Below are 25,629 nucleotides of genomic sequence, written 5' to 3'. Positions count from 1 at the left end.
GATCTGACCAGCGTGACGATCCAGGGCACGATCAGGACGACGCCGACCACTCCGATGGCCAGTGCGAGGAAGGGAATCGCGGAGAGCTTGTCGCGCCAGCTCACCTTGTAGGACCTGGTCGAGATGGGTGTGGTGGGCGGTGCGGATCTCACAGCGCTCGGTGCCTGGAGCATGCTTCCTTCTTACGAAACTAGGGGTTCGTGGGCACAACGTGCGGTGGCCTCAGAAGTCGACGTGCAGACCTCCGAGGCCACCACAGGATCAGCCGATCGCGGGATTCTCTTCCCACGCAGGCCACTCGATGTCCGCCTGACGCTGCAGCTCGTCGGCGACACCGTCCGGGTCGTCACCCGAGACGTAGAAGGCCTGGAGGGTCGCGATCGTGGACTGCACGAGCTTCGGCGGGAACGCCTCGTAATAGCGGTTGAGCGGGGCCGGCGCCTCCTTCTCAACCTGGGCCGTGATCTCGCCGAGGACGGGGTCGGAGCTCGTCACCTTGGGGTTGACCGGCAGGTCGAGGGTCGTCTTCAGCCACTGCTCCTGGGGCTTCACGTCCAGCCATGCGAGCAGCGTGTCGAGCGCGGCCTGCTTGTGCGGCGCGTTCTTGGAAACGGCCAAGGATGACGCCTCGACGAAGTAGTTCGCCGCACCGGGTCCGGACGCCGAAGGCGCGATGAATGCGCCATAGCCGTCTMCAGTGAAGCCCGCCGCAGCCATCGAGCCGTTGTACCACGTGCCGAAATTCGTCATGGCGACTTTGCCGCTGGCCAGGAGAGCGGCACAGTCCGCACCCTTGGTGTCCGATGCGGTGGTGTAGCCGGCCTTGATCCAGCTGGAGATCTTCTCGAGCACCTTCTTACCGGCCGGGTCGTTCCACTTCGCCTTGTTCTGCGTGAGGTCCGAGTAGAACTGGGGGTCGATCGCACCCGCGATCGTCTGGTAGGGCATGATGACCGGCCACGCGTCTGCAGCCGGCAGACAGAGGGGGATGTATCCAGCCCCCTTGAGCTTGTCCATGTCGTCCTCGAACTCGGCGAACGTCTGGGGCATCTCCGTGATCCCGGCGGCCTCGAAGGCCGCCTTCGAGTAGTAGTGCACGGAGTCCGACACACCGAGCGGGATGGCAAACACCTTGCCTTCGTAGGAGTAGTACGGCCGCAGCGCGTCATCGAGGTTTCCCGCGGCCACCGCCTTGTCCCAGACATCCGTGAGGTCCTCGAGGTTGCCCGAGGCCGCGAGCGCCTCGACCATCTTTCCGCTCCACCACTTGACGATGTCAGGCGACTTGTTCGTCCCGATGGACTGCAGCACACCCTGGGTGTAGCTGACGGTGTCGGGGAGAGCGAGGGACTTGATGCCGTAGCCGGTCGTCTCAGACGTCAGCTCGCCCATCTTGGCGAAGTCGTCGGCCCAGTCCACGTTGTCACTCGCCAGAATGACCTCCTTCGGACCCGAGTCGTCCGACGCGTTGCCGCTGCAACCCGTGAGAATCAGCGCGGCTGCCGCCGCACCCGCTGCGAGGGTGATTCCCACTCGCTTCCTTGCAACTGCCATACGATCCACTCCTTTGTGTGCGAACTCTGACGCCGCACGACGTCATGAGGCGGTTTCACTTCAACAGCGAGGCGGTGATCTTCCTCGGGCCGCTCCGGGCGGTTTTCGAGGCCTTTCTCACCGACGCTGGCGATCAGCTTTTGGTTGATATCGTTACCAAAGCACAGGCCAAAGGATCATGTCAAGCACCATTGCRGACTTTTTGATAACGATCCCATTCGCGGGCCAGCTCGCTAGTATCGTTAGCAATCGACGGGGCGATGGGGGCGATCTCGGGCGTGCCGCCCTCGGATCCCTACCGGTCTTCGGGGTTCACCCGAGTGCCGCACGACCGATCGGGTGAGGAGCGAGCATGACGACGACGTCGTTGAACGGTGCAGCCGCACAGCCGACGGTCAAAGACGTCGCCGCCCTGGCCGGCGTGAGCCCGATGACTGTCTCGCGCACCCTCGCGGGCGGCAAGAATGTGCGCCCCGAGGTGCAGGAGCGGGTGCTCGAAGCCGTGGAGACCCTCGGCTATCACCGCAACGAGAACGCCCGCAGCATCCGTCCCGGCCAGTCCACGCGCCTCATCGGCGTCGCCATCACGAACCTCGGAAACCCGTACTACAGCAGCTTCGCCCTCGGCGTCGAGGAGGTCGCTGCGCAGTACGGCTGCCGGATCATGCTCGGCAACACCGATGAGGACCTCGGCCGAGAGCGCCAGCTCATCGCTGACTTCATCGGCCGCCAGGTGGAAGGGCTGGTGCTCGTGCCGTCGACCGACGACTCCGCACACCTGCAGCCGGCGGTGCTCCGGCACACTCCGCTCGTGCTGGCTTCCCGGACCGTCGCCGGCCTCGACGCCGACTCCGTCGTGCTCGACGACGTCGGAGGCGCCTACCGAGGCACGAAGACCCTGCTCGAGGCCGGCCACACGCGGATCGGCTATCTCGGGAACGTGACGAGCGTGTTCACCGGCCGGAGGCGGTTCGAAGGCTACGCGCAGGCGCTCGCCGAGTTCGGGATCGATGTCGACCAGACCCTGGTTCGCCGCGGACAGCAGGATGTCGAAGCCGCCAGCGCCGCGATGCAGCAGCTGCTCGACCTCGACGATCCGCCCACCGCCGTGTTCTGCGCCAACAACCGCAACTCGATCGGTGCGCTCAAGCAGATCGGCACCCGGCTCGCGGCTTCGGCGCAGAGCGGAGTTCCGCTGCCGCCGATCGTCAGCTTCGACGACTTCGAGCTGGCCGAGATGATGCCCGTACCCGTGACCGTGGTCGACCACGACGCCCGCGAGCTCGGCCGGGAAGCAGCCCGGATCCTCTTCGCACGCCTCACCGGCGACGACGATTCGGATCACGGGCGGCAGGTCGAGATGCCGACCCCCGTGCGGGTAGTGCGCGCCTAATGACCCAGCAGGGGTTGCGCAAACGATTCTGTCGTGCACTATGGTAACGATATCAAGATTCGATGTCGAGTCGAAGGGAGCCTCATGTCGACACTGTGCGTTGATTTCGGCGGCACCGAGATCAAGCTCGGCATTCTCGAGCGTTCGCGGTTCCTCGTCAGCGCATCGCTCCCCAATCAGGGCAGCGACGGAGACCTGCAGCGGGTGCGCGAGACCGTGGATCAGCTGCGCCGGAGCGTCGAGAGCGGGGCTGTCTCCGCGGTCGGCATCGCGGTACCCGGTGTGGTCGACCGCGCGCACGCGAGCCTCGTGGCGGCCCACGGCAAATACCCCTACCTGCGGGATCGCGATCTCCGCGCGTGGGCGAACGACGCGTTCGGCGTGGACGCCGTGGTCGTCGAGAACGACGCTCGCGCCGCACTCGTGGGGGAAGCGACCTATGGCGTTGCCGCTGGCGCCACCGACGCGGTGCTCGTCACCCTGGGAACGGGCATCGGCACCGCGGCGATCATCGGCGGGAAGGTGCTGCGCGGTGCGCACGACCACGCCGGAATCCTCGGCGGGCACATGACCGTCGACCTCGACGGCCCCATGTGCAACTGCGGAAACGCGGGCTGCGCCGAAGCGGTCGCCGGCACCTGGGCCCTCCAACGCGATGTCGCATCCGATCCGGCTCTCGCGGCATCCGCACTCGGCGAACGCGCCGCGCGCGGCCCCATCGGGCTCCGCGATCTCGTCGAGACCCGCGCCGAGCCCGCTCCCGCCGCTCTGCTCGACCGCTATCTGCGCGCATGGGGTGCCGCGATCGTCACCCTCTGCCATGCCTACGACCCCGACGTCGTCGTCGTCGCGGGGGGCGTCATGCGCTCGACCGACCTCATCCTCCCCGCCCTGTCGGACTATGTGCACGCACACCTGTGGTCGTCGTCGCACCGACCCCGATTCGTCACCCCGGCGGCTCCCGAGCATTCCGTCCTGCTCGGTCTGTCCGCCCTGGCCGGGCACATCGGCGACCGCACCGCCCTCCCCCGAAAGGACGCTCAGTGACGATCGACGATCAGCACTCGCCGACCACCTACGACAAGCAGCCGTCCATCGCGCTGCCGCCCGGGAGCCCCATCTGGTCGGGCCGCGAGGCCTGGGAGGAACTCCGCGCGGCCGCACAGACCGCGGCCGGCGAGCGCCCGGCCGTCGTGGCGATCGACACCTACCCGGGCGTCGACCTTCCAGCGCTGATCGCGGAGCTGCGCGAGAACCTCCCTGAGTTCGACGTCGTCGACGTAGAGGATGCCGCAGCCCAGCCCATCACGGTGATCGACGACCTCATCGGCCGCAACCTCACCGACGACCGGGTGTTCGGCGTGCTCAGCCACTTCACCCTCGACGAGTTCTACGACCGCCAGAAGCTCGAAACCCTCGCGGCCTCGATCGTCGCGGCCGCCCGACCCGTCATCCTGGTCGGCTGGGGCGCGGCATTGGTCCCGGTGCGCCCGGACGTGCTCGTGCTCGCCGATCTGGCCCGCTGGGAGATCCAGCTGCGCCAGCGCCGTGGGGCGACGAACTGGCGCACCGACAACCCCCGCGAGGACATCCTCCGCAAGTACAAGCGCGGGTTCTTCGTCGAGTGGCGGGTCGCCGACCGGCACAAGCGCGATCTGTTCGACCGGATCGACTATCTGCTCGACACGAACAGGAGCATCCGCGACGCTGGTCTGATCACCGGTGACGCCTTCCGGCTCGCGCTGAAGAGCGCATCGGCCGCACCGCTGCGTGTCGTGCCGTTCTTCGACCCCGGCGTGTGGGGCGGACAGTGGATGAAGAACCGCCTCGATCTCGACCGTGAGGCGACGAACTACGCGTGGTGCTTCGACTGCGTGCCGGAAGAGAACTCACTGCTCCTCGAAGCGGACGGGCGCGTGGTGGAGATCCCCGCCATGGACCTCGTTCTCAGCCAGCCGCGCGGACTGCTCGGCGAGAAGACGTTCGCGCGGTTCGGCGCCGAGTTCCCCATCCGCTTCGACTTCCTCGACACGATGGGCGGCGGCAACCTGTCGCTGCAGGTGCACCCGCTCACCGACTACATCCAGAACGCCTTCGGCATGCATTACACCCAGGACGAGAGCTACTACCTGCTCGACGCCGACGAGGATGCGGTGGTCTACCTCGGCCTGAAGACCGGGATCGACCCTGAAGCGATGATCGCCGACCTGCGGGCTGCCACAGATGGACAGCATCCGTTCGACGCCGAGAAGTACGTCAACCGCATCCCGGCCCGCAAGCACGACCACTTCTCGATCCCGGCCGGCACGGTGCACGCCTCCGGGGCGAACTCGATGGTCCTCGAGATCTCCGCCACCCCATTCATCTTCACCTTCAAGCTGTGGGACTGGGGACGAGTCGGCATCGACGGCATCCCCCGGCCGATCCACGTCGACCACGGCAGCCGCAACATCCAGTGGGAGCGGGACACCGCGTGGGTGCAGAGCCACCTGCTCGACCAGGTCGAGCTCGTGGGTGAGCGGGAGGGGCTGCGCGAGGAGCGCACCGGGCTGCACGACCTCGAGTTCATCGAGGTGCGGCGCCACTGGTTCACCGACGAAGCACGGCACGACACCGACGGCACGGTCAACGTGCTGAACCTCGTAGAGGGCGACCAAGTGGAGATCGCCAGTCCGACCGATGCTTTCGCGCCGTATCGCATCCACTACGCAGAGACCTTCATCGTTCCCGCCGCGGTCGGGCCGTACCTCATCCGCCGGACAGCGGACTCGAAAAGCGAGCGCTTCGCGACGGTCAAGGCATACGTCCGCGGCACGCGCAAGGGAGACGAGTAGCCCCCGCACCCCCTGCCAGGATGGCCGCATGGAACGTCCCGATGAGCGCGCCGACCTCCCGCGGCTGACGCCGCTGATCGTCGGCGCCGGAGCAGCCATCGTCGCGATCATCTTCCTGTGGGTGGTCATCTCGGCCCGCCGAGACCAGCCGTTCCCGATCGACGTGTGGTGGCACGAGCTGATGCTCGCGAGTCGGACGGATGCCGGACTCGTGCTCGCGTGGATTCCCAGCCACCTCGGCGGGCCGGCCGTTGCCGCGGTCACCTCGGTGGCCGTGGTCGCGACACTGCTGATCCTGCGATGGTGGTGGGCCGCGATCACCGTCGCCGCGACGCTGGCCGTGTGCATCCTGATCGCCGCACCGCTCGCCCGGATTGTAGGGCGGATCAGGCCCGAAGACTCGCTCGCCGAGATCGTCCCCACCTCGTACCCGTCGGGGCACGTCGCGTTCGCTGCCGCGTTCGTCACGGTCCTGGCGCTGCTGTTCCGGCACTGGCTCTGGTGGGTGTTCGGAGCAGTGTGGGTCATCTGGATGATGGGGGCTCGCGCCTATCTCTCCGCGCACTGGCTGACCGACATCATCGGCGGCCTCTTCCTCGGCGTGGCCGTCGGCACCCTGGTGTGGGCCGTCGTCGAGACGATCCGCCGGCGGCGGGTGGAGCGAGCGGCCGTCTCCAATAGTTAGAGGTTTGACAGTTAGAACTCTAACCGGCGCTCCGCAGTCCGCTAGCAGGCCGGACCAGGGCGCGCAAGGCCGTTCCCCCAGCGGCACAGCGGGTAAGACTTCTCGCACCATGAGTACTCCGTCCAGCCTCGTCGCCGATCGCTATCGACTGGTCAAGATGATCGGCGCGGGCGGGATGGGGATCGTGTGGCAGGCGTGGGACGAGCGGCTCCACCGTCCGGTCGCGCTCAAGATGCTGCGCACCCAACCAGAGCTCACGGACGCCGAGCGTCAGCAGTCGACCGACCGAGCTCTGCGGGAAGCGCGGATCACGGCCGGACTGCGTCATCCCCACGCCGTGACGGTGTTCGACGTGATCGAGCACGACGGACAGCCCTGCATCGTGATGGAGCTCATCGAGTCGACGCCGCTGTCGGACCTGTTGAGCGAACACGGCACGCTGACCCCGGCTGTGGCAGCGCGGATCGGGGCGGAAGTCGCCTCGGCGCTCGCGGCCGCCCACAAGCTGCGGATCGTGCACCGGGATGTGAAACCCGGCAACATCCTCATCACGGCGGACGGCTCCGCGATGATCAGCGACTTCGGCATCTCCCACGCACTCGGCGACGCGACGATCACGGCGACTGGCCTGATTCACGGCACTCCCGCCTACCTCGCACCAGAGGTGGCGCGAGGGCTGCCGACAAGCTTCGCCTCCGATGTCTTCTCGCTCGGATCGACCCTGTACGCGGTGCTGGAGGGCGCCCCGCCGTTCGGGTCCGACAAGAACGCGATCGCTCTGCTGCACAAGGTCGCCCGCGGTGGCTACCGGCCACCCCAACATGCCGGCCCGCTCGCGCCGTTGCTGAGCGAGATGCTGTCGACCAACCCGAAGCGCCGACCCAGCATGGCCTCCGTCGTCGCGTCCTTGTCCGCCGTGCATCAGGACTCCACACCCTCGGCGGCCCTGCCGGCCGGTGGCGCGGTCGCGGCCGCGGCGCTGATCGACGGCACACCGATCGCGAGTGGCGACGATGTGCCGACCGAGGCTGTGGAGCACGGCCCGCCCGCGGCCAGTGACCCGGACGTCACGACCGAGGCTTTCGAGCAGCACCCGCCCGCGACCACCACTGTCCCCGTCGATGCCCAGCTTCGACCGACCCTCGCGCCGCACACTCCCACCGCGCAGACCATTGCCGCCGATCAGCCCACTCGCTACCAGCCGCCGACCGCCGAGACCGAGCCGCTGGCCGGCGCGACCGTTCCGGCCCGGGTTTCGACGGGGCAGGCGGGCGTCCCGCCGGTGGAGGGAGCGCCGCCGGCCGAGCGCGCCACGAGCCGCCGCGGTCGTCGCCGTGCCGATGTGATCGTGGGCCTCCTGGTTCTGCTCCTCGGGATCGCGGTAGGTGCCGCAATGCTCTTGAACCCGCTGCGGCCCGCAGGCGACGCTGCCGGTCCGACCGCGAGCCAGACGCCCGCTTCATCCGCGAGCCCGACACCGCCCGCGATCATCGAGACACCCGACCCTCAGGCCACCCCCCTCCCGCCGGCCGCCTCGACTCCCCCTTCGCCGGAAGCGGAGCCTGCGCCGCCGCCTACCGGAAAGCAGCGCGCGATCGAGACGATCTCGGGCTACTACGCGATGCTTCCGGGCGACCTCGACAGTGCGTGGCCCACGATGACGGCGGACTATCAGGAGAACCACGCCGGAGGGCGCGGGGGCTACGAGGCCTTCTGGTCGACCGTCGACGCCCTCGAGATCGCCGACGTCAGCGCCTCTGCCCCCGATCGGGCACAGGCGACGCTCACGTATCACTTCCGGGACGGGCGCGTGGTGCAGGAGGTGACGAGCTTCCAGCTGGTGGACGAAGAGGGCGCGCTCAAGATCGCCGCGACGGACGTGCTGAGCAGTACGCAGCTCTGACCCGCGGTCTGCCGGGCTACGAGTGGTCGCGAGCGAACGCCGCCATGACGTCGACCCGCGAGTCGCCGACTGCACCGAAGTCGTCGCGCAGGCATCCGCCCAGTTCCTCGAGCGCGCCGTCCAGGACGGACCCGGCAAGGCGGAGCTGGGCGTGCGGTGACCTGGTGGCGGCATCGGCCAGTGCTTGGGCGACCGGCAGCGCGTGCCCGAGCGATGTGGGCGCTTCACCCTCGCGAAAGTAGTACGACTCCGGGCTCTGGCTGAGGTCGACGCGTGCCCCCGCGATCTGCTGCGCGACCGTGTGCAGGACGACGGCTGCGGTGGAAGCATCGATCTCTCCCAGCTGCTCGGGGTATCCCGCGCGTCCGAGCAAGGTGAGGTGCAGCGCGGTGGAACGACGGCGAGCGAGGGTCGGGAAGAGCTGGAGCAGCCAGGTGGCCCCGCCGGTCAGCAGCGCGAATCCGGTCACCGCCTGCAGGGGCGAAAGCAGGCGGACGACCGGATCGATGGGCACGACCTCCCCGAAGCCGAGCGTCGACAGCGACACCAGCGAGAAGTAGAGGGCTTCCAGAGCATCCGGGTATCGCGCTGGATCCATCCCTGCGGAGTAGAGGAATCCGTCGGGGACGTGCGGAAGATAGAGGAATGCCCAGCCGACCGCCTGAATCGCCGCCCACGCGAGCACGACGCTGATGGCCGCCAGCGGCCCGGATGCGGCGCGCGCTCGTCGCCCCCAGCGCGAGGTGAGCCGCCAGATGCCGACGACGATCCCGCGCGAGAGCCGCCCTCGGGCGTGCGGGTGCACGAGGGTCAGGAAGATGTCGGACAACCCGTAGGCGACGATCGCCGCGCCCGCGACACTGCTGAGAACGCCCCACGCCGTGCTCACGCTAGCCTTTGCTCCGCATGGAACCCCTCCTCATGCCATCTTCGTGCGGCACACGTCGTGCGCCGACAGGGTTGACATCGCGCACGGATTCCGACCCCCCGCCCGTGCGACCGGCCGCGCACCTATTCTGAAGAGGTGGGAGACGAGCCGTCGGGCGGCGTCACGCACGCCGAGCGAAGCGAGCTCGACGCGCTCCGTAGGCGCGCCTATGGACCGGATGCCGACATCCATGGCGACCCTCTGGCGCTGGCGCGCCTGCGAGAACTCGAGGATCGGGTTCGGCCCGAGCGCCTTGCGGTAGACCCGGCACGCGTCCCCTTCGTCGGCGGGATCGTCGCGGACCGGCCGAGTTCCCCTGCGCCCGGCACGGATCCCCCGTCCGGGGTGACGATCGTCGAGACCGCACCGGCGCGCGCACGACGGTGGCGTTCGACCCTCGTGGCCGGCGCGGTGGCGGCGGCGGCTCTGATCGGCGCGATCGCCTGGAGTGGAATCCGGAGCGCTCCGGCAGACGATCTCCCGGTCGGATCCGCCCCGAACGCGGCCGTGAAGGCGCAGCGCGAGGTCGCTGACCAGCGGGTGCTCGACGACCTGCGCGACGACGTGCTGGCGCTTCCCGGCGTGGGCATCACGAAGCTGCTGGTGCGCGACGAGCTCCGGCCGTACGGGCTCGTGTACGGCCGCACGGTTGGCGTCGGCCGAACGGTCGACCGCCAGTTCTGCATGATCATCGCCGATGTGCCCGCGGCATCCATTACCTGCATCTCCGGCCGGAATTCCAACGGGACGCCGGTGACGGTCACCCTTCCCGCCTGGTACCCCAACCTGGAGAGCGATCCGTACGCACCGGTCGGCGAACTGGTGTCGTACACCCTGATGCCCGGCGGCAGCGTCGTGGCGGTGCCAGCCGACTGACGACTCCGGGCCGCTCGATTAGGGGCCTCCTCACCTAGGGGCCTACCGGCGGATCGTCGATGATTCCCGTGAGAAAGGTAGGTCCGAAGAGCACGCCCTCGAGGAAGGTGACGTCGGTGCCCGTGATCGCACCCGTCACCCGGATCTGGAACTTCTCGGCCGTATCCAGCCAGTACCAGAGGAATGTTCCCGTGTTCTGGCCGGTGCCGCTGAGTGGGCTCGGCCAGCGCAGCACCACCTGCGTCGCGGAGAGCGACATCACGACCCAGGTGCGCAGATTTGTCGGGGGGTTGGCGCCAATGCTGTCGAGCGCGATGCCCGCCCCGGCCAGTGCCGTGATCGTCACCTCGATGTAGTGCCCGTCGGCGGGATCGAAGCCCTGCGGAAACGAGCCCATCCGCGGGTTGCCCTGCACATTGTTCGGGTAGATCCCGATGTTGGCGTTCAGCGTGATGTTCTGCGGAGGCGATGCCGCGAAGGCCGGCGTGGGTGCAGCGACCAGGATCGCGGGTGCAGCCCATCCCCACTTCATCACCGTCCGGCGGGAGACGGGCGGCCCAGAGGGCTCTTCGTGACCGTGCTCGGTATCGGTCATGGTCCCCCCCGGGATCGCGGTCCTGGTGCCCACGCTAGTCGCGCCGAGCAGCCATCCGTCGGGAAGGCGCGCGGGAAGCGGGAGACCGCCTGCCGGGCTACCAGCCCACGAGGGCGTCGGCGGGCGTGCGCCCGACGGCGACCGGACGCTCCCGCGACCGCGACCAGTGACTCCAGGAACCGGTGTAGATGCGCGTTTCGACTCCGGCATGCGCGAACGCGAGCGCCGAGTGCGTCGACGCGATCCCCGCGCCGCAGTAGAGCGTGATCTGGCGGTGGACATCCACCCCGGCCGCCTCGACCGTGGCGAGGATCGCCTCGGGAGATTTGAGCGTGCCGTCGGGTGCGATGTGGGTCACCGTCGGGATGTTGACAGCGCCGGGGATGTGGCCGGCGGCCGGATCGAGTCCGGGAGTGAGCCCGCGATAGTGCTCCGGAGCCCGGACGTCGATGAGGAATCCGTCGATCGGAGCGCGGGCGGCGTCATCGATCGTCGCGACCCCTGGGTCGATGTCGAGCAGCTGCACCGTGCCCGGCTCGGACACGCGGTCACCGACCTCGAGGGGCAGTCCTGCGGCCACCCAGGCCCGGATCCCGCCATCGAGCACCCGGATGTCGACTCCCCGGCGGCGCAGGAGCCACCATGCGCGCGCCGCCGCGACGGCATCGTTGTCGTCGTACGCGACGACGAGGTCGCCGTCGTCGATCCCCCAGCCACGCGCGGACTGCTCGAGGCGGTCCACCGACGGGAGGGGATAGCGTCCGCCCTCGGGGTACCCGCGGACGGCCAGATCGGACTCCAGATCGACGTAGACCGCCCCGGGCAGGTGCCCGGCGACGTACGCGGGCCGGCCCTCCGGAGTGTCCAGGCGCCAGCGCACGTCGAGGACGCGCACCAGCCGGTCAGCGGAGAGTTCTGCGGCGAGTTCGTTCGGGTGGATCAGGTGGGGCACAGGACGAGTGTCCCGCCGTCGGTGGATGCGCTCCCACAACGGTCGACATACAGCGCAACCTGGGCGAGATCTGACGTCGATTCACGACGCATTCCGACACATTCCGGTGCCTGGGGGCCGCTCTCCGCGCGGATGTTACGCCGCGTGAACGGTCATTGCGCCATGTGATGACGCGGATCGCGCGCCGCGCGGCCGGTTCATAACGTTGCGGAGCACCCGCGGTGATCGCGGACTCCCTCCCAGCGAAGAGGACACCACCCCATGAGCACGACCACCACGACGGCACCCGTCGCAGTAAGCGACCCGCCCCCACTCACCGCGCCGGCCGCGGGCTCGGAGCGCGCCGATCTGGGAAGCATGCAGGTCGTCCACACGCGCCACTGGTTCCGCTGGACGCTCAGCGCGATCCTCATCTTCGCGATCGCGCAGTTCGTCTGGTCGCTGGTCACTAACGCGAACTACGAGTGGGACGTCTTCGCGAGCTACTTCTTCTCGACGCCGGTGCTCGTCGGGATCGGGTACACGCTGTCGCTGACCGCGATCGCGGCGACGATCGGATTCGCGCTGGGCACGGTGCTCGCCCTCGGCCGGCTGTCGAAGTCGGTGCTGCTGAGCTCCATCGCCTGGACGTACATCTGGTTCTTCCGCTCGGTGCCGCTCGTCGTGCAGATCATCGTCTGGTACAACCTCGGCTACCTGTACCCCACCCTGGGGCTCGGCACTCCGTTCACGACCGACTTCTGGATCGTGGAGTTCCCGACGGTCCAGCTGATCAGCGCCTTCGCCGCCGCGATCCTCGGACTCGGCCTGCACCAGGCCGCCTACTCCGCGGAGATCATCCGCGGCGGCCTCATCTCCGTCGACCAGGGCCAGCAGGAGGCGGCCGCGGCCCTCGGCATCCCGGCCCGCAAGCGGCTCCTGCGCATCATCCTGCCGCAGGCCATGCGCTCGATCGTCCCGAACGCGACCAACGAGGTGATCGGTCTCGTCAAGGGCGCATCGGTCGTCTTCGTCATCGCGATCCCCGAGCTCTTCTACGCCGTTCAGGTGATCTACAACCGCAACAGCCGGGTGATCCCGCTGCTGCTGGTCGCTGTGGTCTGGTACACGCTCATCACCACGATCCTGAGCGTCCTGCAGTACTACATCGAGCGCCACTACGCCCGCGGGTCCGTCCGCACCCTCCCGCCGACCCCGTTCCAGCGATTCCGCCGCTGGTCGGGTGCGCAATGGGCTCGCCTCGGTGACGACAGCAGCGCGAAGGCGCCGCCGGCGGGCCGCGGCATCCCGCCCCTTTCCCTGACTCCGGATGCCGGAATCGACGCGAACGAGGAAACCCGATGAGCACGATCACCGACACGAGCGCCACCCCCACCACCAGGGGCCTCGTCGAGATCCACAACGTCCACAAGTCGTACAGCGGCGTCGAGGTGCTTCGGGGTATCGACCTGACGGTGCAGCCCGGCGAGGTCGTGGCGATCCTCGGTCCCAGCGGCTCGGGCAAGTCCACCCTCCTGCGCACGATCAACCACCTCGAATCCGTCGACCGGGGCTCGGTCACCGTCGACGGTCAGCTGATCGGCTACGAGCGCCGCGGCGACAAGCTCTACGAGCTGCGCGAGAAGGAGATCCTCAAGCGCCGCACGCAGATCGGCATCGTGTTCCAGAACTTCAACCTGTTCCCGCACCTCACCGCGCTGGAGAACATCACCGAAGCGCCGATCGACCTCGGACTCGCCACCAAGGACGAGGCCCGCGAGCAGGCGCTGGACCTCCTGGCGCGAGTCGACCTGAGCGACAAGGCCGGGCACTATCCGCGCCAGCTGTCCGGGGGCCAGCAGCAGCGAGTTGCGATCGCCCGCGCGCTCGCTCTTCACCCGAAGGTGCTGCTCTTCGACGAGCCCACGAGCGCCCTGGACCCTGAGCTGGTCGGCGAGGTCCTCGACGTCATCCGGGGCCTCGCCCGCAGCGGAACGACGCTCATCATCGTCACGCACGAGATCGGCTTCGCTCGCGAAGTCGCCGATCGGGTCGTGTTCGTCGACGACGGGGTCATCGTCGAGCAGGGCACCCCCGACGTCGTCCTCACCCACCCGGAGCACCCGCGCACGCGGGAGTTCCTCGCCAAGGTACTGGCCTGACGCGCCGCGTCAGAGCCCACCCGCATCACCCAAGAGAGAGATAACCGCACCATGGCAATCAGCAAGAAGCAGGGCATCGCGATCGGCGTCGGCGTCGTCGCGGTGGCCGCGATCGTCGGCGGCGTGTTCGCCGCGATCAACCTCAACAGCGGCACCGCAGAGGCGGCAGCGCCCGAGCCCACGAAGACCAACACGGCGACCGACGAGGTCACCTGGTTCCACACCGATCCTGTTCCGGAGGCTGTCGACGCGCTGGCCGCGAGCGGCTTCACGCCGATCAACCCCGGCAAGCTCACCGTCGCGGTCGGCGCCTTCACGCCGCCGCTGAGCTACCAGCCGGAAGGCACCACCGCGGCCACCGACGTCGCCGGCACCGAGCCGAACCTCGGCGCGCTCATCGCCGAAGGCCTGGGCCTCGAATACAACCCGCAGGTCGTGGCATGGGCGGACTGGCCGCTGGGCATCCAGTCCGGCAAGTACGACCTCATCACGGCGAACGTCACCGTGACCGAGGAGCGCAAGGAGCTCTACGACTTCGCGAGCTACCGCGACGACCTCCTGGGCTTCTATGTGCAGGCGGACAGCGACATCACCTCGATCAAGGAGGCCGCGGACATCTCGGGCCTGAAGATCACGGTCGGCTCCGGCACCAACCAGGAGCAGGTGCTCCTGGCGTGGAACGCGGAACTCGAGGCGGATGGCAAGGCGCCCGCGGAGCTCAGCTACTACGACGACGCTGCGGCCGCGACCCTGGCCCTGCAGTCCGGTCGTGTCGATGCCTCGTTCGGCCCCAACGCCACCGCGGCATGGTCGGCGCTCGAGACGGGTGACACGAAGCTCGTCGGCATCGTCCCCGGCGGCTGGCCGAACACGGCGAACATCGCCGCCGGCACGGCGAAGGGCAACGGCCTGATCGAGCCCGTCAGCATCGTGCTGAACGCGCTCATCGAGGACGGCACCTACACCGAGCTCCTGACCTTCTGGGGCCTGGACTCCGAGGGCATCGACTCCTCCGAGATCAACCCTCCAGGGCTCCCCAAGTCGTAGTCCTCTGCGTGGCGGGGCCGGTTCGCCGGCCCCGCCACGTCTTTTCTCCGCCCCCCACACCATTTCGAGAACGAGACGCCGATGACCACTCCCCTCGCCATCCTCGACCTGTCTCCATTCGGAGAAGGCCAGACCCCCGCCGACGGGCTTCGGGCGAGCATCGCCCTCGCGCAGCACGCGGAACGACTGGGGTACGCGCGCTACTGGGTGGCCGAGCATCACCTCAACCCGGGTGTCGCCGGGTCCGCGCCGCACGTGCTCCTCGCCGCGATCGCCGCCGCCACCTCCCGCATCCGCGTCGGCACCGCCGCCACGATCATCGGCAACTACTCCGCCCTGCAGGTCGTCGAGGCCGCGGGTGTGGTCGCCGCCCTGCACCCCGGCCGCTTCGACCTGGGCATCGGCCGCTCCGGCGCGACCAGCTCCGCGCAGACGCCTCCCCCGAGCCGGCCGCAGGATCGCGTGGTCGACGGCCTCCTGCTTCCCGCGTCTGGATCGTTCGCGTTCGATGCCGCCCGTTTCATCGCGCAGGCACGCCTGCTCGGGCGCACGGCGGGCGACGCCGACCGCTTCGAGCAGGACGTCCACGACATCCTCGATCTCATCGACGGTACGTACGTCGCCCCCGAAGGCGTTCCGATCCACGCCACGCCCGCGGAGGGTCAAGACATCCGGGTGTGGCTGCACGGCAGCACCGCCGGCCCGAGCGCAGAGCTCGCCGGCCGGCTGGGACTGCCGTTCGGCGCCAACTATCACGTCGCCCCGACCTTCGTCCTGGACGCGGTCGCCGCCTATCGCGCGGCCTTCCGTCCCAGCGCGACGCTCGCCGAGCCGTACGTCACTGTGTCGGTGGACGTGCTCGTCGCCGATACGGATGCCGAGGCCGGGCGTCTGTCCGCCGGCTACGCGCACTGGGTGCACAGCATCCGCGCCGGCAACGGGGCGATCCCCTTTCCCTCCCCCGCGAGCGCCTGGGCGCACCCGCTGGACGCCGCCGAGCTGGACGTCGTCCGCGACCGATTGGCGACCCGGTTCGTCGGTGGCCCCGAGAACGTCGCCGAGCAGCTGGAGACGCTCCGGCGTGCGACCGGCGCGGACGAGCTGCTGGTGACGACGATCACGCATGACCCGGCCGATCGCGAGCGCTCGTACGAGCTGCTGGGCCGCGCGTGGGGTCTGACCGAGACGGATGCCGCGACCACTGGCCTCGTGACGGTGGGAGCAGCATGACCATCGTGGAGCAGGCGACCGCGCGGGACGCCGACCGGATCGTGCTGCGGCCAGTGCGGCCCCACGAGTACTCCGAAGCCGGCCGCGTCACGGCAGATGCCTATCTGGCCAGCTACGGAGACCTCTCGGAGAGCTACCTCGAGTCGCTCCGCGATGTCGCGGGGCGGCTCGAGCGCGGCGAGGTCTGGGTCGCGGTCGATGCGGACGCCACCATCCTCGGCACGGTGTGGATCGCCGCGGAGGGGCGCCCCCTTTCCGAGGTGGCGCAGCCCGGCGAGACCGACTTTCGTCAGCTCGCCGTCGCGCCCGCCGCTCGTGGACGTGGGATCGGCGAGGCGCTCACCCGCAAGGTGATCGCGCTCGCGGCTGAGCGCGGCTCGCACCGTGTGGTCATGAACAGCGGACCGCAGATGATCGGCGCCCACGCGCTCTACGCCAAGCTGGGCTTCCGCCGGCTGACCGAGCGGGAAGGCCGCTGGGAGGTCGAGCCCGGACGCTGGATCGAGCTGCTGGCCTTCGGACTCGATATCGACCCGGTGCCGGCTACCGCGCTCGCACGCCTGCAGCAGGAGAGCGTGGAGCTCATCCGGGACCTGATCCGCATCGACAGCGTCAACACCGGGATCGCCGAGACGATCGGCGACGGCGAGACGCGGGCTGCGCGCTTCGTGCAGCAGAAGCTCGCCGAAGTCGGCATCGCCGCCGAGCTGATCGAGTCCCGCCCGGGCCGCGGGTCGGTCGTGGCGCGGGTGCGCGGGTCGGATCCGTCGCAGGGGGCCCTCATCGTGCACGCACACCTTGATGTCGTCCCGGTAGAGGGGCAGGACTGGACGCACCCGCCGTTCGGCGCCGAGGTGCACGACGGCTGGCTGTACGGGCGTGGCGCCGTCGACATGAAGAACTTCGCCGGGACGATCCTCGCGGTCGCGCGGCACTTCGCCCGCGAGGGGATCACGCCCCGTCGGGACCTCATCTTCACGTTCCTCGCCGACGAGGAAGCGGGCGGGGTGTGGGGAGCGGGCTGGCTCGTCGACAACCGCCCTGAGCTGTTCGCCGGAGCGACCGAGGCCCTCAGCGAGGTCGGCGGGTTCTCCATTCCGCTCACCGCCGGGCGCCGCGCGTATCTCGCCGCGACCAGCGAGAAGGGCGTCGCCTGGGCGACGCTCACGGCACGCGGCCGCGCCGGGCACGGCTCACGCCCCACCGACGACAACTCCGTGGTGCGCCTCGCGCACGCGGTGGCGGCCGTCGGCGCGCACACGTTCCCGATCGTCCGCACCCCTGCCCTGCAGGCGTTCCTCGACGAGTTCGGCGCCGCACGTGGACTGGCCTTCTCCGACGAGAGCCTGCAGGACGACCTCGCGCAGCTCGGCTTCGTGTCCTCGCTGATCGGCGCCAGCCTGCGCAACACCGCCACCCCGACGGTGCTGTCAGCGGGGTCGAAGACCAACATCATCCCGGGCGAAGCGACGGCGCGCCTCGACATCCGGGTGCTCCCCGGGCAGGACGATGCCCTGCGCGACGGGCTGCGCGGGGTCRTCGGCGACGACATCGACATTCGATGGGGCAGATGGTGGTCGGCGACCGAGGCGGACGTCGACGCGCCGCTGCTCGCCGTGCTGCAGTCGGCCATCGGGTCGGAGGATCCGGACGGACTCGTCGTGCCGTACCTGCTGCCGGCGAGCACCGACAACAAGCACTTCGCGCGGCTCGGCGTCGCCGGCTACGGCTTCGTGCCGCTGCGCGTTCCCGACGGCTTCGACGTGTTCGGCCAGTTCCACAGCGCGGACGAGCGCATCCCGGTGGCGAGCCTCGAGTTCTCCGCGCTCGTGACGGAGCGGATCCTGCGCGAGGCGTGAGCCGATCAGCGCTCGTCGACGAAGTCGGCCAGCACGCGCCCGATCACCGGGGCGAACTTGAAGCCGTGCCCAGAGAAGCCCGCGCCCAGCGCGACGGGCCCGACACGATCGAGCACGAAGACCGCGTCGGGCGTGGAGGTGTACGTGCAGGTGACCTCGGTCGGCGCACTCGCATCGACACCGGGGAGCCACTCCGCCGCGTAGCGCCGCAGCGCGGCCGAGAGCTTCGCATCGGGAAGGTAGGAACGCCGGTCGGGGTGGATCTCGGGGCCGACGCCGTGCCAGCCCGCCTTGACCCCCTCGCCGGGCACCCCCATGCCGTACACGCCGCTGGGGAACCACGACGTCGCCGGATCGTCGGCCGCGGGGGCGTGGTTGAACCCGGGCCACTGCGCATCGAGGTCCCACGGGGCGAAGACCGCGGGCTGCTCCTGCGTGACCCGCAGCGGCGGCAGGACGAACGTCGCCCCCAGCGTCGCCAGCACGTCGCTCGTCCAGGCGCCGGCCGTCACGATCGCCCGACGGGCGTCGATCACCTCATCGGCCCCGGATGCGGTCCGCACGCGCAGGCGGATGCCGTCATCATCGATCGACCCGCCCAGCACCTGCGTGTTGTAAAGCACCCGGGCGCCGTGCGCGACCGCCGCCTCGACGAACGAGGCGACGGCACGATCGGCGTGCAGGCGACCGGCCTCGGGTGTGTGCAGCACCGGCCCCTCGAAGCGGAACCCCGGCCAGCGGCGCCTCGCCTCCGACGCATCGATCAGATCGGCCTGGAACCCGCCGACGGCCAGTGCGACCGCTGCCTGCTCGAAGTCGCGGCCGGGTCCGTGGTTGATGATCCCGGTGCGGGTCAGGATCGCGGCATCCGTCTCGCCCTCGAGCTCACCCCACAGATCGGCGGCCTCGTGCAGCCAGCGCAGCAGGCCAGGATCTTCGTAGCTCACGTTGAAGTTGCGCGCCGTGCCGTGGGATGCACCGTGCCGGTGCAGCGGTCCGAACCGTTCGACCAGGGTCACGTCGATCCCTCGTCGGGCGAGCTGCCACGCCGAGGCGGCACCCATCACGCCGCCGCCGATCACGACGACCTGGGTGGATCCGGTCACGCGGGGACAGGCTTCTCGAAGCAGTGCGAGAACGTGATCTCGACATACGGCGGGTAGACCGGGATCGGCGTGTAGCCGATCTTCTCGTACAGCGCGATCGCGTCGGGCTGCCGGTCGCCGGTCTGCAGGATGAGCCGTTCGGCGCCGCGGTCCGCCGCTATCCGCTCCAGTTCGCCCATGAGCAGGCGGCTCACGCCGGTGCCGCGCACGGGCGGTGCGACGAAGACGCGCTTGACCTCGAGCGAACCGGCGAGCTCTCCACCGAGGTCGCGAAGCGCGGCATGACCGACGGGGTCGCCCTCGGCATCCACCGCGATGATCGTGGCGACGATCGTGTCAGGGTCGACCGACAGCGCCTGGCCGACTCGCGCGGCGACCTCGGGCGGGATATCGTCCAGCCGGTCGGCGTAGCGCGGACCCAGTTCGCCGTCCATTTCGGCGCGCAGCAGGACGGCGCGCGGGTCGTCCCACGGCACGGTCTCGAGATTCCAGGTGGCGGCGGCATTCGGCATGGCGCCAGTATCCCTGGAGTCGGCTGGGCGCTCGCCCGGAGTGGCAACACCCCGTAATGCATCGGCCGCGCGGCGCAGCGACGGGTCGAGCGAGACGATGCTCGATACGAGCACGCACCCCCCACACACGAGCAGGGCACGCTGCAGCGATTCGGCCGACACCCCGCCGGCAGCGCCGAGGAGGATGCCCGTCGCCAGCGCGACGACATAGGTGGCCGAGAGCCGCTGAGTGAGCTGCAGGAAGGATGCCGCGACCCCGTGCAGTGCGGCGGGCGCATGCGAGAGCGTGACAGCGCGCAGCGGCGGTTCGACGAGGCCTCCGGCGATGCCGAGGACGCCGTTGACCACGGCCACGAAGACGAGCAGCGCAGCGCCGTCGAACACCGGGACGGCGAAGGCGAGTGACGCGGTGAGGGCGGTCTCGGCGGCGAGCGCCGCCACGAGCACCGCGATGCCGAACCGCGCGAACAGGCGACGGCTGACCAGGGAGACGAGCAGCCTGCCGACCGCCCCCGGGATCAGCGCGGCGGCGACGACCATCGCCGGGGCACCGGTCTCTTGGAGCAGGTAGATCGTGAGGACCCCGCCCTGCGCGAGCAGCGCCCCGAACCAGGTCAGGGCGACGAGGTTGCCGGCGATGAAGCCCCGTGAGCGCATGAGCACAGGGGTGAACAGGGCGAGGCGGCCGCGGCGGGTGTAGCGGCGTTCCCACCACACCAGCGCGACGGCGAGGAGCGCACAGGTCGCGAAGACGAAGGACTGGGTCTGGGCCGGCAGCCCGGGCTCGATGACCGGCAGCATGAGGAGCACCACGAGTCCGCCGAGGAGCGCGATCGCCGGGAGGTCGAGGCTCACCCGCGCGGCACGCACATCGGTGCGCGGGAGCCCGCGCCAGGCGAGCACGATCGCCAGGATGGTCAGCGGCAGGGGCACCAGGAGGATGAGCCGCCACGCCACCTCGGTGGGCGCGGCGGTGAGGATCACGCCCGCCACGATCGGGCCGACGAGGCCCGCGGCCGCGCCGACCGCGGAGTAGGCGACGAACGCGCGGATCCGCGCGGGCCCTCGGTAGAGATCCTGGATGACGCCCAGCACTTGGGCGCTGACGAATCCTGCGCCGAGGCCCTGCACGAACCGCCCGCCGATCACCCAGACGACATCGGGCCCGCCGGCTGAGAGCACTCCACCCAGCAGGAAGACGACCAGGCCCGCGATGAACAGCCGGCGGCGCCCGTAGGCATCGCCGAGCCGGCCCGACGGCACGAGGCCGAGCCCGAAGGTGAGCGAGAACGAAGCGAGGAACCACTGGATGCCGGCCGCCGAGGCGTCGAACGTCTCGGCGAGCGCCGGCGCGGTGTACGACACCGTCGTCGCGTCGAACAGCGTCGCGAACCCGGCGCCCAGGCACGACCACAGCGCCGCTCGCCGAGCGCGATCGGCGAGYGGCGCTGCTGCATGTGTCACGCGGCGACGACCGCGGGGGTCCTCGAACCGCGCGCGCCCGGGTCATCCGCCGTCCACAGGGTCGTCGGAAGTTCCCTGCGCAGCACCGGGATCACGTCGGTGGCGAAGCGCTCCAGGATCTCGAGCTGCTGCTCGAACGGGACCGTAGTGGGCAGGCTGATCGACTGGAGCGAGTGGCCCAGCCGGCCATGGAAGCGGGCGATCTTGTCGATCACCTGCTGGGCGGTCCCCACGAGCACCGGACCGTCGGCGACCGCGTGGTCGATGTCGCGGTACGGGGTGTTGTTGCCCGGAACGTTGGTCGCGGCGACGAGCGCGTCGTACACCGGGCCGTACTGGCGGACCGCGTCCTGCGAGGTGTCGGCGAGGAACAGCGCGCCGGCGCCGGCCGCGACGTAGTCGCCCCCGGCGACGTGTCCGTGCCGGGCGTACTCCGACCGGTAGTGGTCGGCGAGCACGCCGTACACCTCGAGCGGCTGCAGGGCGTTCGCGCTGAACAGCGGGTCGCCCCACTTGCCGGCGAGCGCGGCGGAGAAGAGCGTCGTCGCCGAGCCGTGCCATACCCGCGGGCTGCCGTCGAACGGCCGCGGCAGAGTGGTGACCTCGTGAAGGGCTCGGGTGAACTCGCCGCCCGGCCAGGTCACCTCCTCCCCATCCCAGAGCGCGCGCAGCACCGCGTACTTCTCCGCGAGCAGCTCCCACTGGTCGTCGATCTCGAGGCCGAACAGCGGGAACTGCGCCGCCTCGTTGCCCTTGCCGATCGTGAGCTCGAGGCGCCCGCGCGACAGCTGATCGATCGTCGCGTAGTCCTCTGCGACGCGCACCGGGTCGAGGATCGGGATGACGGTGACTCCGGAGTTGAGCCGGATCCGGTGCGTCCGCGCGGCGATCGCGCCGAGGAGCACGGTCGGCGACGACGAGAGGAAGTGGCCGGCGTGGCGCTCGCCCACGGCGACCGCGTCGAAGCCGAGCTCCTCCGCCCGCACCGCCGCTCGCAGGGTCTCATCGAACCTGTCCGCGGGCGAGGACTGGCGCCCGGTGAGCGGGTCGGCACGGTAGGGGATGATGTCCAGCAGCTGGAACCTCACGCGGTCGCCCCCGCCGGCTCGGTGGCGTGCACGCGCGCCAACGGCGTCTTCTCCCCGGCCTCGATGCCGATCGGCAGCCGGTTCTCGGCCGGCGGCAGCGGGCACGTCGCGAAGTCGGTGTACGCGCACGGGAGGTTGACGGCGCGGTTGAAGTCGATCACCGTCGCGCCATCCGCATCGGGGGCAGGGATGCTGAGGCTGCGGTTCGCCGCGTAGGTCGTGAGTCCGCTCGTCGCGTCGGTGAAGAGCACGAGGAGGTCCCCCTGGCCGTGACCCGGGAACGCGGTCAGCCGGAAGGTTTCGCCGTGCAGGGCGAACTCCAGGTATCCAGGCGCGTCGTAGACGTGCTTCAGCCCATCCACCGCCGCCCCGACCTCGGTCGGCCGAGGCGCGTCGTATGCCACGAACTGGGCCTGCACCCGCCAGCGCGGATTGGGCACGTACACGGGCGTGCCGTCGTAGTCCGCCAGGAAGGGATGATCGGGGCGTCGAGGACGGACGATGTCGTGCCCGCCGCGCCGCGCGATCTCGATGACGCCGCCGTCGAATGCGGCCGTCACCCCGCCCCGCTCCGGGATCACCCCGAACTCGTGGCGGCCGGTGAGCACCGTGCCGTCGAGCGTGAGGCGCTCATCGTCGCCCAGCTGGACGACCGGGCCCCCCGGTCCGGTCGACCACTCTCCCGGCAGCCCCGCGATCTGCAGCGGCTCCGCACCAAGCCAGTGCAGACCGGTGACGGCCAGGAAGCCGTGCGGATCGGCGCGACGCGCCTCGTGGGTGCGGTGCCAGTCCTCCCAGTCCCGCCCGAACTGCGCGCGGTCCAGGACAGGTGCGCTCGTCGTGTCGCTCATCGTCCGCCCCCCACCGTGGTCGCGAGCTGGCCGCGACGCTCTGGAATGGGCAGACCGAGGTTCTCGCGCAGCGTGCTGCCGGTGTACTCGGTGCGCAGCGAGCCGCGCTCCTGCAGGAGCGGCACGACCTTGTCGACGAACTCGTCGATGCCGCCAGGAGTGATGTGCCCGCCCAGCACGACACCGTCCGCACCGTCGTTCTGGATGAAGTCGTCGAGCGCGTCGGCGACCTGCTGCGGGGTGCCGATGTAGTCGGCACGCGCCGACACCTCGGCGGCGACGCCGCGGATGCTGAGCCCCTTGGCTTCGGACAGCTCGCGCCAGCGGCGCACCACCTCGAACCGGTCCTGGTGGATGAACGCGCGGCCCTGGATGATCGGCGGCGCGGCCGGATCCGGATCGATGTCGGGCAGCGGTCCGTCGATGTCGTACGCGGAGAGATCCACGTTCCAGAGCTGCTCGAAGAGCACCTGGACCGTGCGGTCGCTGAGCTGCTGCTCGAGCAGATGGCGGGCCTTCTCCTCGGCATCCGCCTTCGAATCCCCCAGCACGAAGCCGGCGCCCGGGACGATCTTCAGGTCGTCGGGGTTGCGGCCGAATGCGCGGGCGCGCCCCTTGATGTCGACGTAGAACTCCTGCGCCTCGGGGAGGCGCGAGTACGGCGAGAAGATCAGGTCGGAGTTCGCGGCGGCGAAGTCCCGGCCCTGCGGAGACACCCCGGCCTGCACGAGCACCGGCCGGCCCTGCGGGCTGCGGGGCACCGTGAAGCGGCCCTCGATGTCGAACTGCGCGCCGGTGTGCTCGAATGCGCCGGCGGTCTCGTCCGCGAGGAACCGCCCGGTCGCCTTGTCGGCGACGATGGCGTCCTCGGCCCACGAGTCCCACAGCTCACGGACGGTGTTCACGAACTCCTCGGCGCGCGCGTACCGGTCCTCACGAGAGAGGAAGCCGCCGCGGCGGAAGTTCTGCCCGGTGAACGCGTCCCAGCTGGTGACGATGTTCCAGCCGGCACGGCCGCCGGAGAGGTGGTCGAGGCTGGAGAGCTGACGGGCCAGCTCGTACGGCTCGTTGAAGGTCGCGTTCAGCGTGCCGATGAGGCCGATGTGCTCGGTGACCGCGGCGAGCGCGGCCAGCACCGGGAGGGTGTCGGGCCGACCCGCGATGTCGTGGTCGAACACCTTCCCGGCCCGCTCGCGCAGTGCGAGCCCCTCGGCCAGGAAGAAGTAGTCGAACCGGCCGCGCTCGGCGGTCTGCGCGACATGGCGGAACGTGTCGAACTCGATCTGGCTGCCGGCGTCGGGGTGCTCCCACAGCGTGTGCTCGTTGACCCCGCCGACGTACGCGGCGAGGATGATCTGCTTGCGAGGTGTCGTGCTCATGTTCGGCTCCTTGGTGTCGACTCAGCCGGCCAGTGCAGGCGCGTAGCGGTTGGGAACGGTGGTGGGAAGACCCAGCACGCCGCGCAGCGACGCGGCATCGCTCGCAGCGAGGAGGCCCCGGCGGCGCAGCTCGGGGAGGAGGTCGTCCGCGATGCGCGGGAGGTCGTCGGTGACGACACCCGGGCGCAGGCGCACGCCCGCGTAGCCGGCGTCGCCGAGGGCGGCGATCTCGTCGGCCAGCGCTGCAGCCGAGCCGGCGAAGATGCGCGTGTCGGAGACGAGCAGGCGCCCGAGTCCGTCGAGGCGGTCGAGGCGCAGGGCCGCCGACTCGTCGCCGTCGAGGAAGACGACGATGTCGGCGAACACCTGCAGCGGCTCGCCCTCGCGTCCCACGGCGGCCTCGGCCGCACGCACCTCCGCCAGGATGCCGGCCGCATCGGCGATGCGCTGCGGCGTCACGAAGACGACATCAGCGGATGCCGCGGCGAACCGGTACGGCAGTGCGGCGTGGGCGAGCGCGGCGATGACCGGCTGGCCCTGCGGGGGTCGCGGCGTCACCGACGGTCCGCGCACGCTGAACCGCTCGCCGTCGAAGTCGATGGTGTGCACCTTGTCGGCGTCGAGGAAGCGGTCGGTCGCGGCATCCCGGATCTCGGCGTCGTCCTCCCAGCTGTCCCAGAGCCGGCGGACCACCTCGACGACATCGGTCGCCTCGGCGAAGAGCTCAGCGCTCGCCTCCTGCAGGCGGGGGTCGCTCAGCTCCTCGATCCGGGGGATGTCGCGGCGCCCCACGTGGCGAGCCTCGTCCCACCGGCCCGACACCTTGGGCTGCCAGCCCGCACGGCCCAGGCTCGTGTAGTCGAGCGTGGCGACCGCCTTCGAGATGTGGAACGGCTCGGTGTGGGTCGTCGTCACGGTGGGGATGAGGCCGATGCGCCGGGTGACCGGCGCGACGCGGGAGGCGATCAGCAGCGCGTCGAGGCGGCCGCGCACCTCGTCGGTGCGCTCATCGGGACCGAACGGGATGCTGGACTGCAGCGCGAACGAGTCCTCGATCGTGGCGAAGTCGATACCCGCGGCGTCGGCGCGCTGCACGAGCTGCACCCAGTAGTCCGGGGTGAACAGCTCATCCGGGCGGGACGAGGGCTCCCGCCAGGCGGCCGGATGCCAGCCGGCGCCCTCGAGCGCGACGCCGAGACGCAGTCCGTCACTCGTAGTCATCAGTACTCCTG

General features: G+C 69.9%; 21 protein-coding genes. 11 read left to right on the top strand and 10 right to left on the bottom strand.

Translation table 11 applies throughout. The features are described from left to right. Positions 1-261 precede the first annotated feature (261 nt). Complete coding sequence (locus tag ACXJ3V_RS15985) at positions 262-1,533, bottom strand: ABC transporter substrate-binding protein (RefSeq protein ID WP_457101323.1); 1,272 nt, start codon at positions 1,531-1,533, stop codon at positions 262-264. A 373-nt stretch (positions 1,534-1,906) separates the two neighbouring features. On the opposite strand from ACXJ3V_RS15985, the gene ACXJ3V_RS15980 reads away from it, so the two are divergent. From ACXJ3V_RS15980 to ACXJ3V_RS15960, 5 genes are all read left to right on the top strand, one after another. Further along, complete coding sequence (locus ACXJ3V_RS15980; protein ID WP_457101322.1) at positions 1,907-2,947, top strand: LacI family DNA-binding transcriptional regulator; 1,041 nt, start codon at positions 1,907-1,909, stop codon at positions 2,945-2,947. Between the two features lie 84 nt (positions 2,948-3,031). Beyond that, entirely contained in the window at positions 3,032-3,994 is a 963-nt protein-coding gene (locus ACXJ3V_RS15975) for an ROK family protein (RefSeq protein WP_457101321.1), read from the top strand. After that, the gene (locus ACXJ3V_RS15970; RefSeq protein ID WP_457101320.1) at positions 3,991-5,781 is read left to right on the top strand and encodes a class I mannose-6-phosphate isomerase; all 1,791 of its coding nucleotides are present in this window, start codon (positions 3,991-3,993) and stop codon (positions 5,779-5,781) included. The genes ACXJ3V_RS15975 and ACXJ3V_RS15970 overlap by 4 nt, the downstream gene beginning before the upstream one ends. A 28-nt stretch (positions 5,782-5,809) precedes the next feature. Then, positions 5,810-6,466 (top strand): phosphatase PAP2 family protein, encoded by a 657-nt coding sequence (locus tag ACXJ3V_RS15965; protein WP_457101319.1) that lies wholly within the window; start codon positions 5,810-5,812, stop codon positions 6,464-6,466. Between the two features lie 109 nt (positions 6,467-6,575). Further along, the gene (locus ACXJ3V_RS15960; RefSeq protein ID WP_457101318.1) at positions 6,576-8,369 is read left to right on the top strand and encodes a protein kinase domain-containing protein; all 1,794 of its coding nucleotides are present in this window, start codon (positions 6,576-6,578) and stop codon (positions 8,367-8,369) included. A 16-nt stretch (positions 8,370-8,385) separates the two neighbouring features. On the opposite strand, the gene ACXJ3V_RS15955 is transcribed toward ACXJ3V_RS15960, so the two are convergent. Next, positions 8,386-9,258, bottom strand: a complete 873-nt coding sequence (locus tag ACXJ3V_RS15955) for a potassium channel family protein (protein ID WP_457101317.1) — start codon at positions 9,256-9,258, stop codon at positions 8,386-8,388. Positions 9,259-9,393: 135 nt separating this feature from the next. Between ACXJ3V_RS15955 and ACXJ3V_RS15950 the strand changes: the two genes are divergently transcribed. Next, complete coding sequence (locus ACXJ3V_RS15950; protein ID WP_457101316.1) at positions 9,394-10,173, top strand: hypothetical protein; 780 nt, start codon at positions 9,394-9,396, stop codon at positions 10,171-10,173. Between the two features lie 34 nt (positions 10,174-10,207). On the opposite strand, the gene ACXJ3V_RS15945 is transcribed toward ACXJ3V_RS15950, so the two are convergent. Together ACXJ3V_RS15945 and ACXJ3V_RS15940 are read right to left on the bottom strand one after the other, a co-directional pair. Next, the gene (locus ACXJ3V_RS15945; RefSeq protein ID WP_457101315.1) at positions 10,208-10,768 is read right to left on the bottom strand and encodes a hypothetical protein; all 561 of its coding nucleotides are present in this window, start codon (positions 10,766-10,768) and stop codon (positions 10,208-10,210) included. Between the two features lie 97 nt (positions 10,769-10,865). After that, entirely contained in the window at positions 10,866-11,720 is an 855-nt protein-coding gene (locus tag ACXJ3V_RS15940; RefSeq protein ID WP_457101314.1) for a sulfurtransferase, read from the bottom strand. A gap of 261 nt (positions 11,721-11,981) precedes the next feature. Between ACXJ3V_RS15940 and ACXJ3V_RS15935 the strand changes: the two genes are divergently transcribed. The 5 genes from ACXJ3V_RS15935 (at position 11,982) to ACXJ3V_RS15915 (ending at position 17,997) form a co-directional block, all read left to right on the top strand. Beyond that, positions 11,982-13,064 carry an amino acid ABC transporter permease gene (locus ACXJ3V_RS15935; RefSeq protein ID WP_457101313.1) on the top strand — a complete coding sequence of 361 codons (1,083 nt, stop codon included), beginning with the start codon at positions 11,982-11,984 and terminating at the stop codon, positions 13,062-13,064. Then, positions 13,061-13,861, top strand: coding sequence for an amino acid ABC transporter ATP-binding protein (locus ACXJ3V_RS15930; RefSeq protein ID WP_457101312.1), 801 nt, complete (start codon positions 13,061-13,063; stop codon positions 13,859-13,861). The genes ACXJ3V_RS15935 and ACXJ3V_RS15930 overlap by 4 nt, the downstream gene beginning before the upstream one ends. A gap of 51 nt (positions 13,862-13,912) precedes the next feature. After that, the gene (locus tag ACXJ3V_RS15925; RefSeq protein WP_457101311.1) at positions 13,913-14,908 is read left to right on the top strand and encodes an ABC transporter substrate-binding protein; all 996 of its coding nucleotides are present in this window, start codon (positions 13,913-13,915) and stop codon (positions 14,906-14,908) included. An 81-nt stretch (positions 14,909-14,989) separates the two neighbouring features. Further along, positions 14,990-16,138, top strand: coding sequence for an LLM class flavin-dependent oxidoreductase (locus tag ACXJ3V_RS15920; RefSeq protein WP_457101310.1), 1,149 nt, complete (start codon positions 14,990-14,992; stop codon positions 16,136-16,138). Further along, positions 16,135-17,997, top strand: a complete 1,863-nt coding sequence (locus ACXJ3V_RS15915; RefSeq protein ID WP_457101309.1) for a M20/M25/M40 family metallo-hydrolase — start codon at positions 16,135-16,137, stop codon at positions 17,995-17,997. The genes ACXJ3V_RS15920 and ACXJ3V_RS15915 overlap by 4 nt, the downstream gene beginning before the upstream one ends. Positions 17,998-18,002: 5 nt before the next feature. Here ACXJ3V_RS15915 and ACXJ3V_RS15910 read toward each other — a convergent pair whose 3' ends face one another. The 6 genes from ACXJ3V_RS15910 to ACXJ3V_RS15885 are packed head-to-tail and all read right to left on the bottom strand — an operon-like array spanning position 18,003 to position 25,618. Further along, positions 18,003-19,103: an FAD-dependent oxidoreductase gene (locus tag ACXJ3V_RS15910; RefSeq protein WP_457101308.1), complete on the bottom strand. Its 1,101-nt coding sequence runs from the start codon at positions 19,101-19,103 to the stop codon at positions 18,003-18,005. Next, complete coding sequence (locus tag ACXJ3V_RS15905) at positions 19,100-21,079, bottom strand: MFS transporter (RefSeq protein ID WP_457101307.1); 1,980 nt, start codon at positions 21,077-21,079, stop codon at positions 19,100-19,102. Before ACXJ3V_RS15905 ends, ACXJ3V_RS15910 begins: the two co-directional genes overlap by 4 nt. Then, positions 21,076-22,167, bottom strand: a complete 1,092-nt coding sequence (locus ACXJ3V_RS15900) for an LLM class flavin-dependent oxidoreductase (RefSeq protein WP_457101306.1) — start codon at positions 22,165-22,167, stop codon at positions 21,076-21,078. Before ACXJ3V_RS15900 ends, ACXJ3V_RS15905 begins: the two co-directional genes overlap by 4 nt. Beyond that, on the bottom strand, positions 22,164-23,018 hold the full coding sequence (locus tag ACXJ3V_RS15895) for a DUF1684 domain-containing protein (RefSeq protein ID WP_457101305.1): 855 nt from the start codon (positions 23,016-23,018) through the stop codon (positions 22,164-22,166). The genes ACXJ3V_RS15900 and ACXJ3V_RS15895 overlap by 4 nt, the downstream gene beginning before the upstream one ends. Beyond that, the gene (locus ACXJ3V_RS15890; RefSeq protein ID WP_457101304.1) at positions 23,015-24,397 is read right to left on the bottom strand and encodes an NtaA/DmoA family FMN-dependent monooxygenase; all 1,383 of its coding nucleotides are present in this window, start codon (positions 24,395-24,397) and stop codon (positions 23,015-23,017) included. The genes ACXJ3V_RS15895 and ACXJ3V_RS15890 overlap by 4 nt, the downstream gene beginning before the upstream one ends. 21 nt (positions 24,398-24,418) lie before the next feature. After that, positions 24,419-25,618: an LLM class flavin-dependent oxidoreductase gene (locus ACXJ3V_RS15885; protein WP_457101303.1), complete on the bottom strand. Its 1,200-nt coding sequence runs from the start codon at positions 25,616-25,618 to the stop codon at positions 24,419-24,421. Positions 25,619-25,629 lie beyond the last annotated feature (11 nt).

The organism is Microbacterium sp. P5_E9 (genome assembly GCF_054049175.1).
Note: the sequence above shows the minus strand (reverse complement) of the source record. Positions and strands in the feature narration are given on the sequence as shown.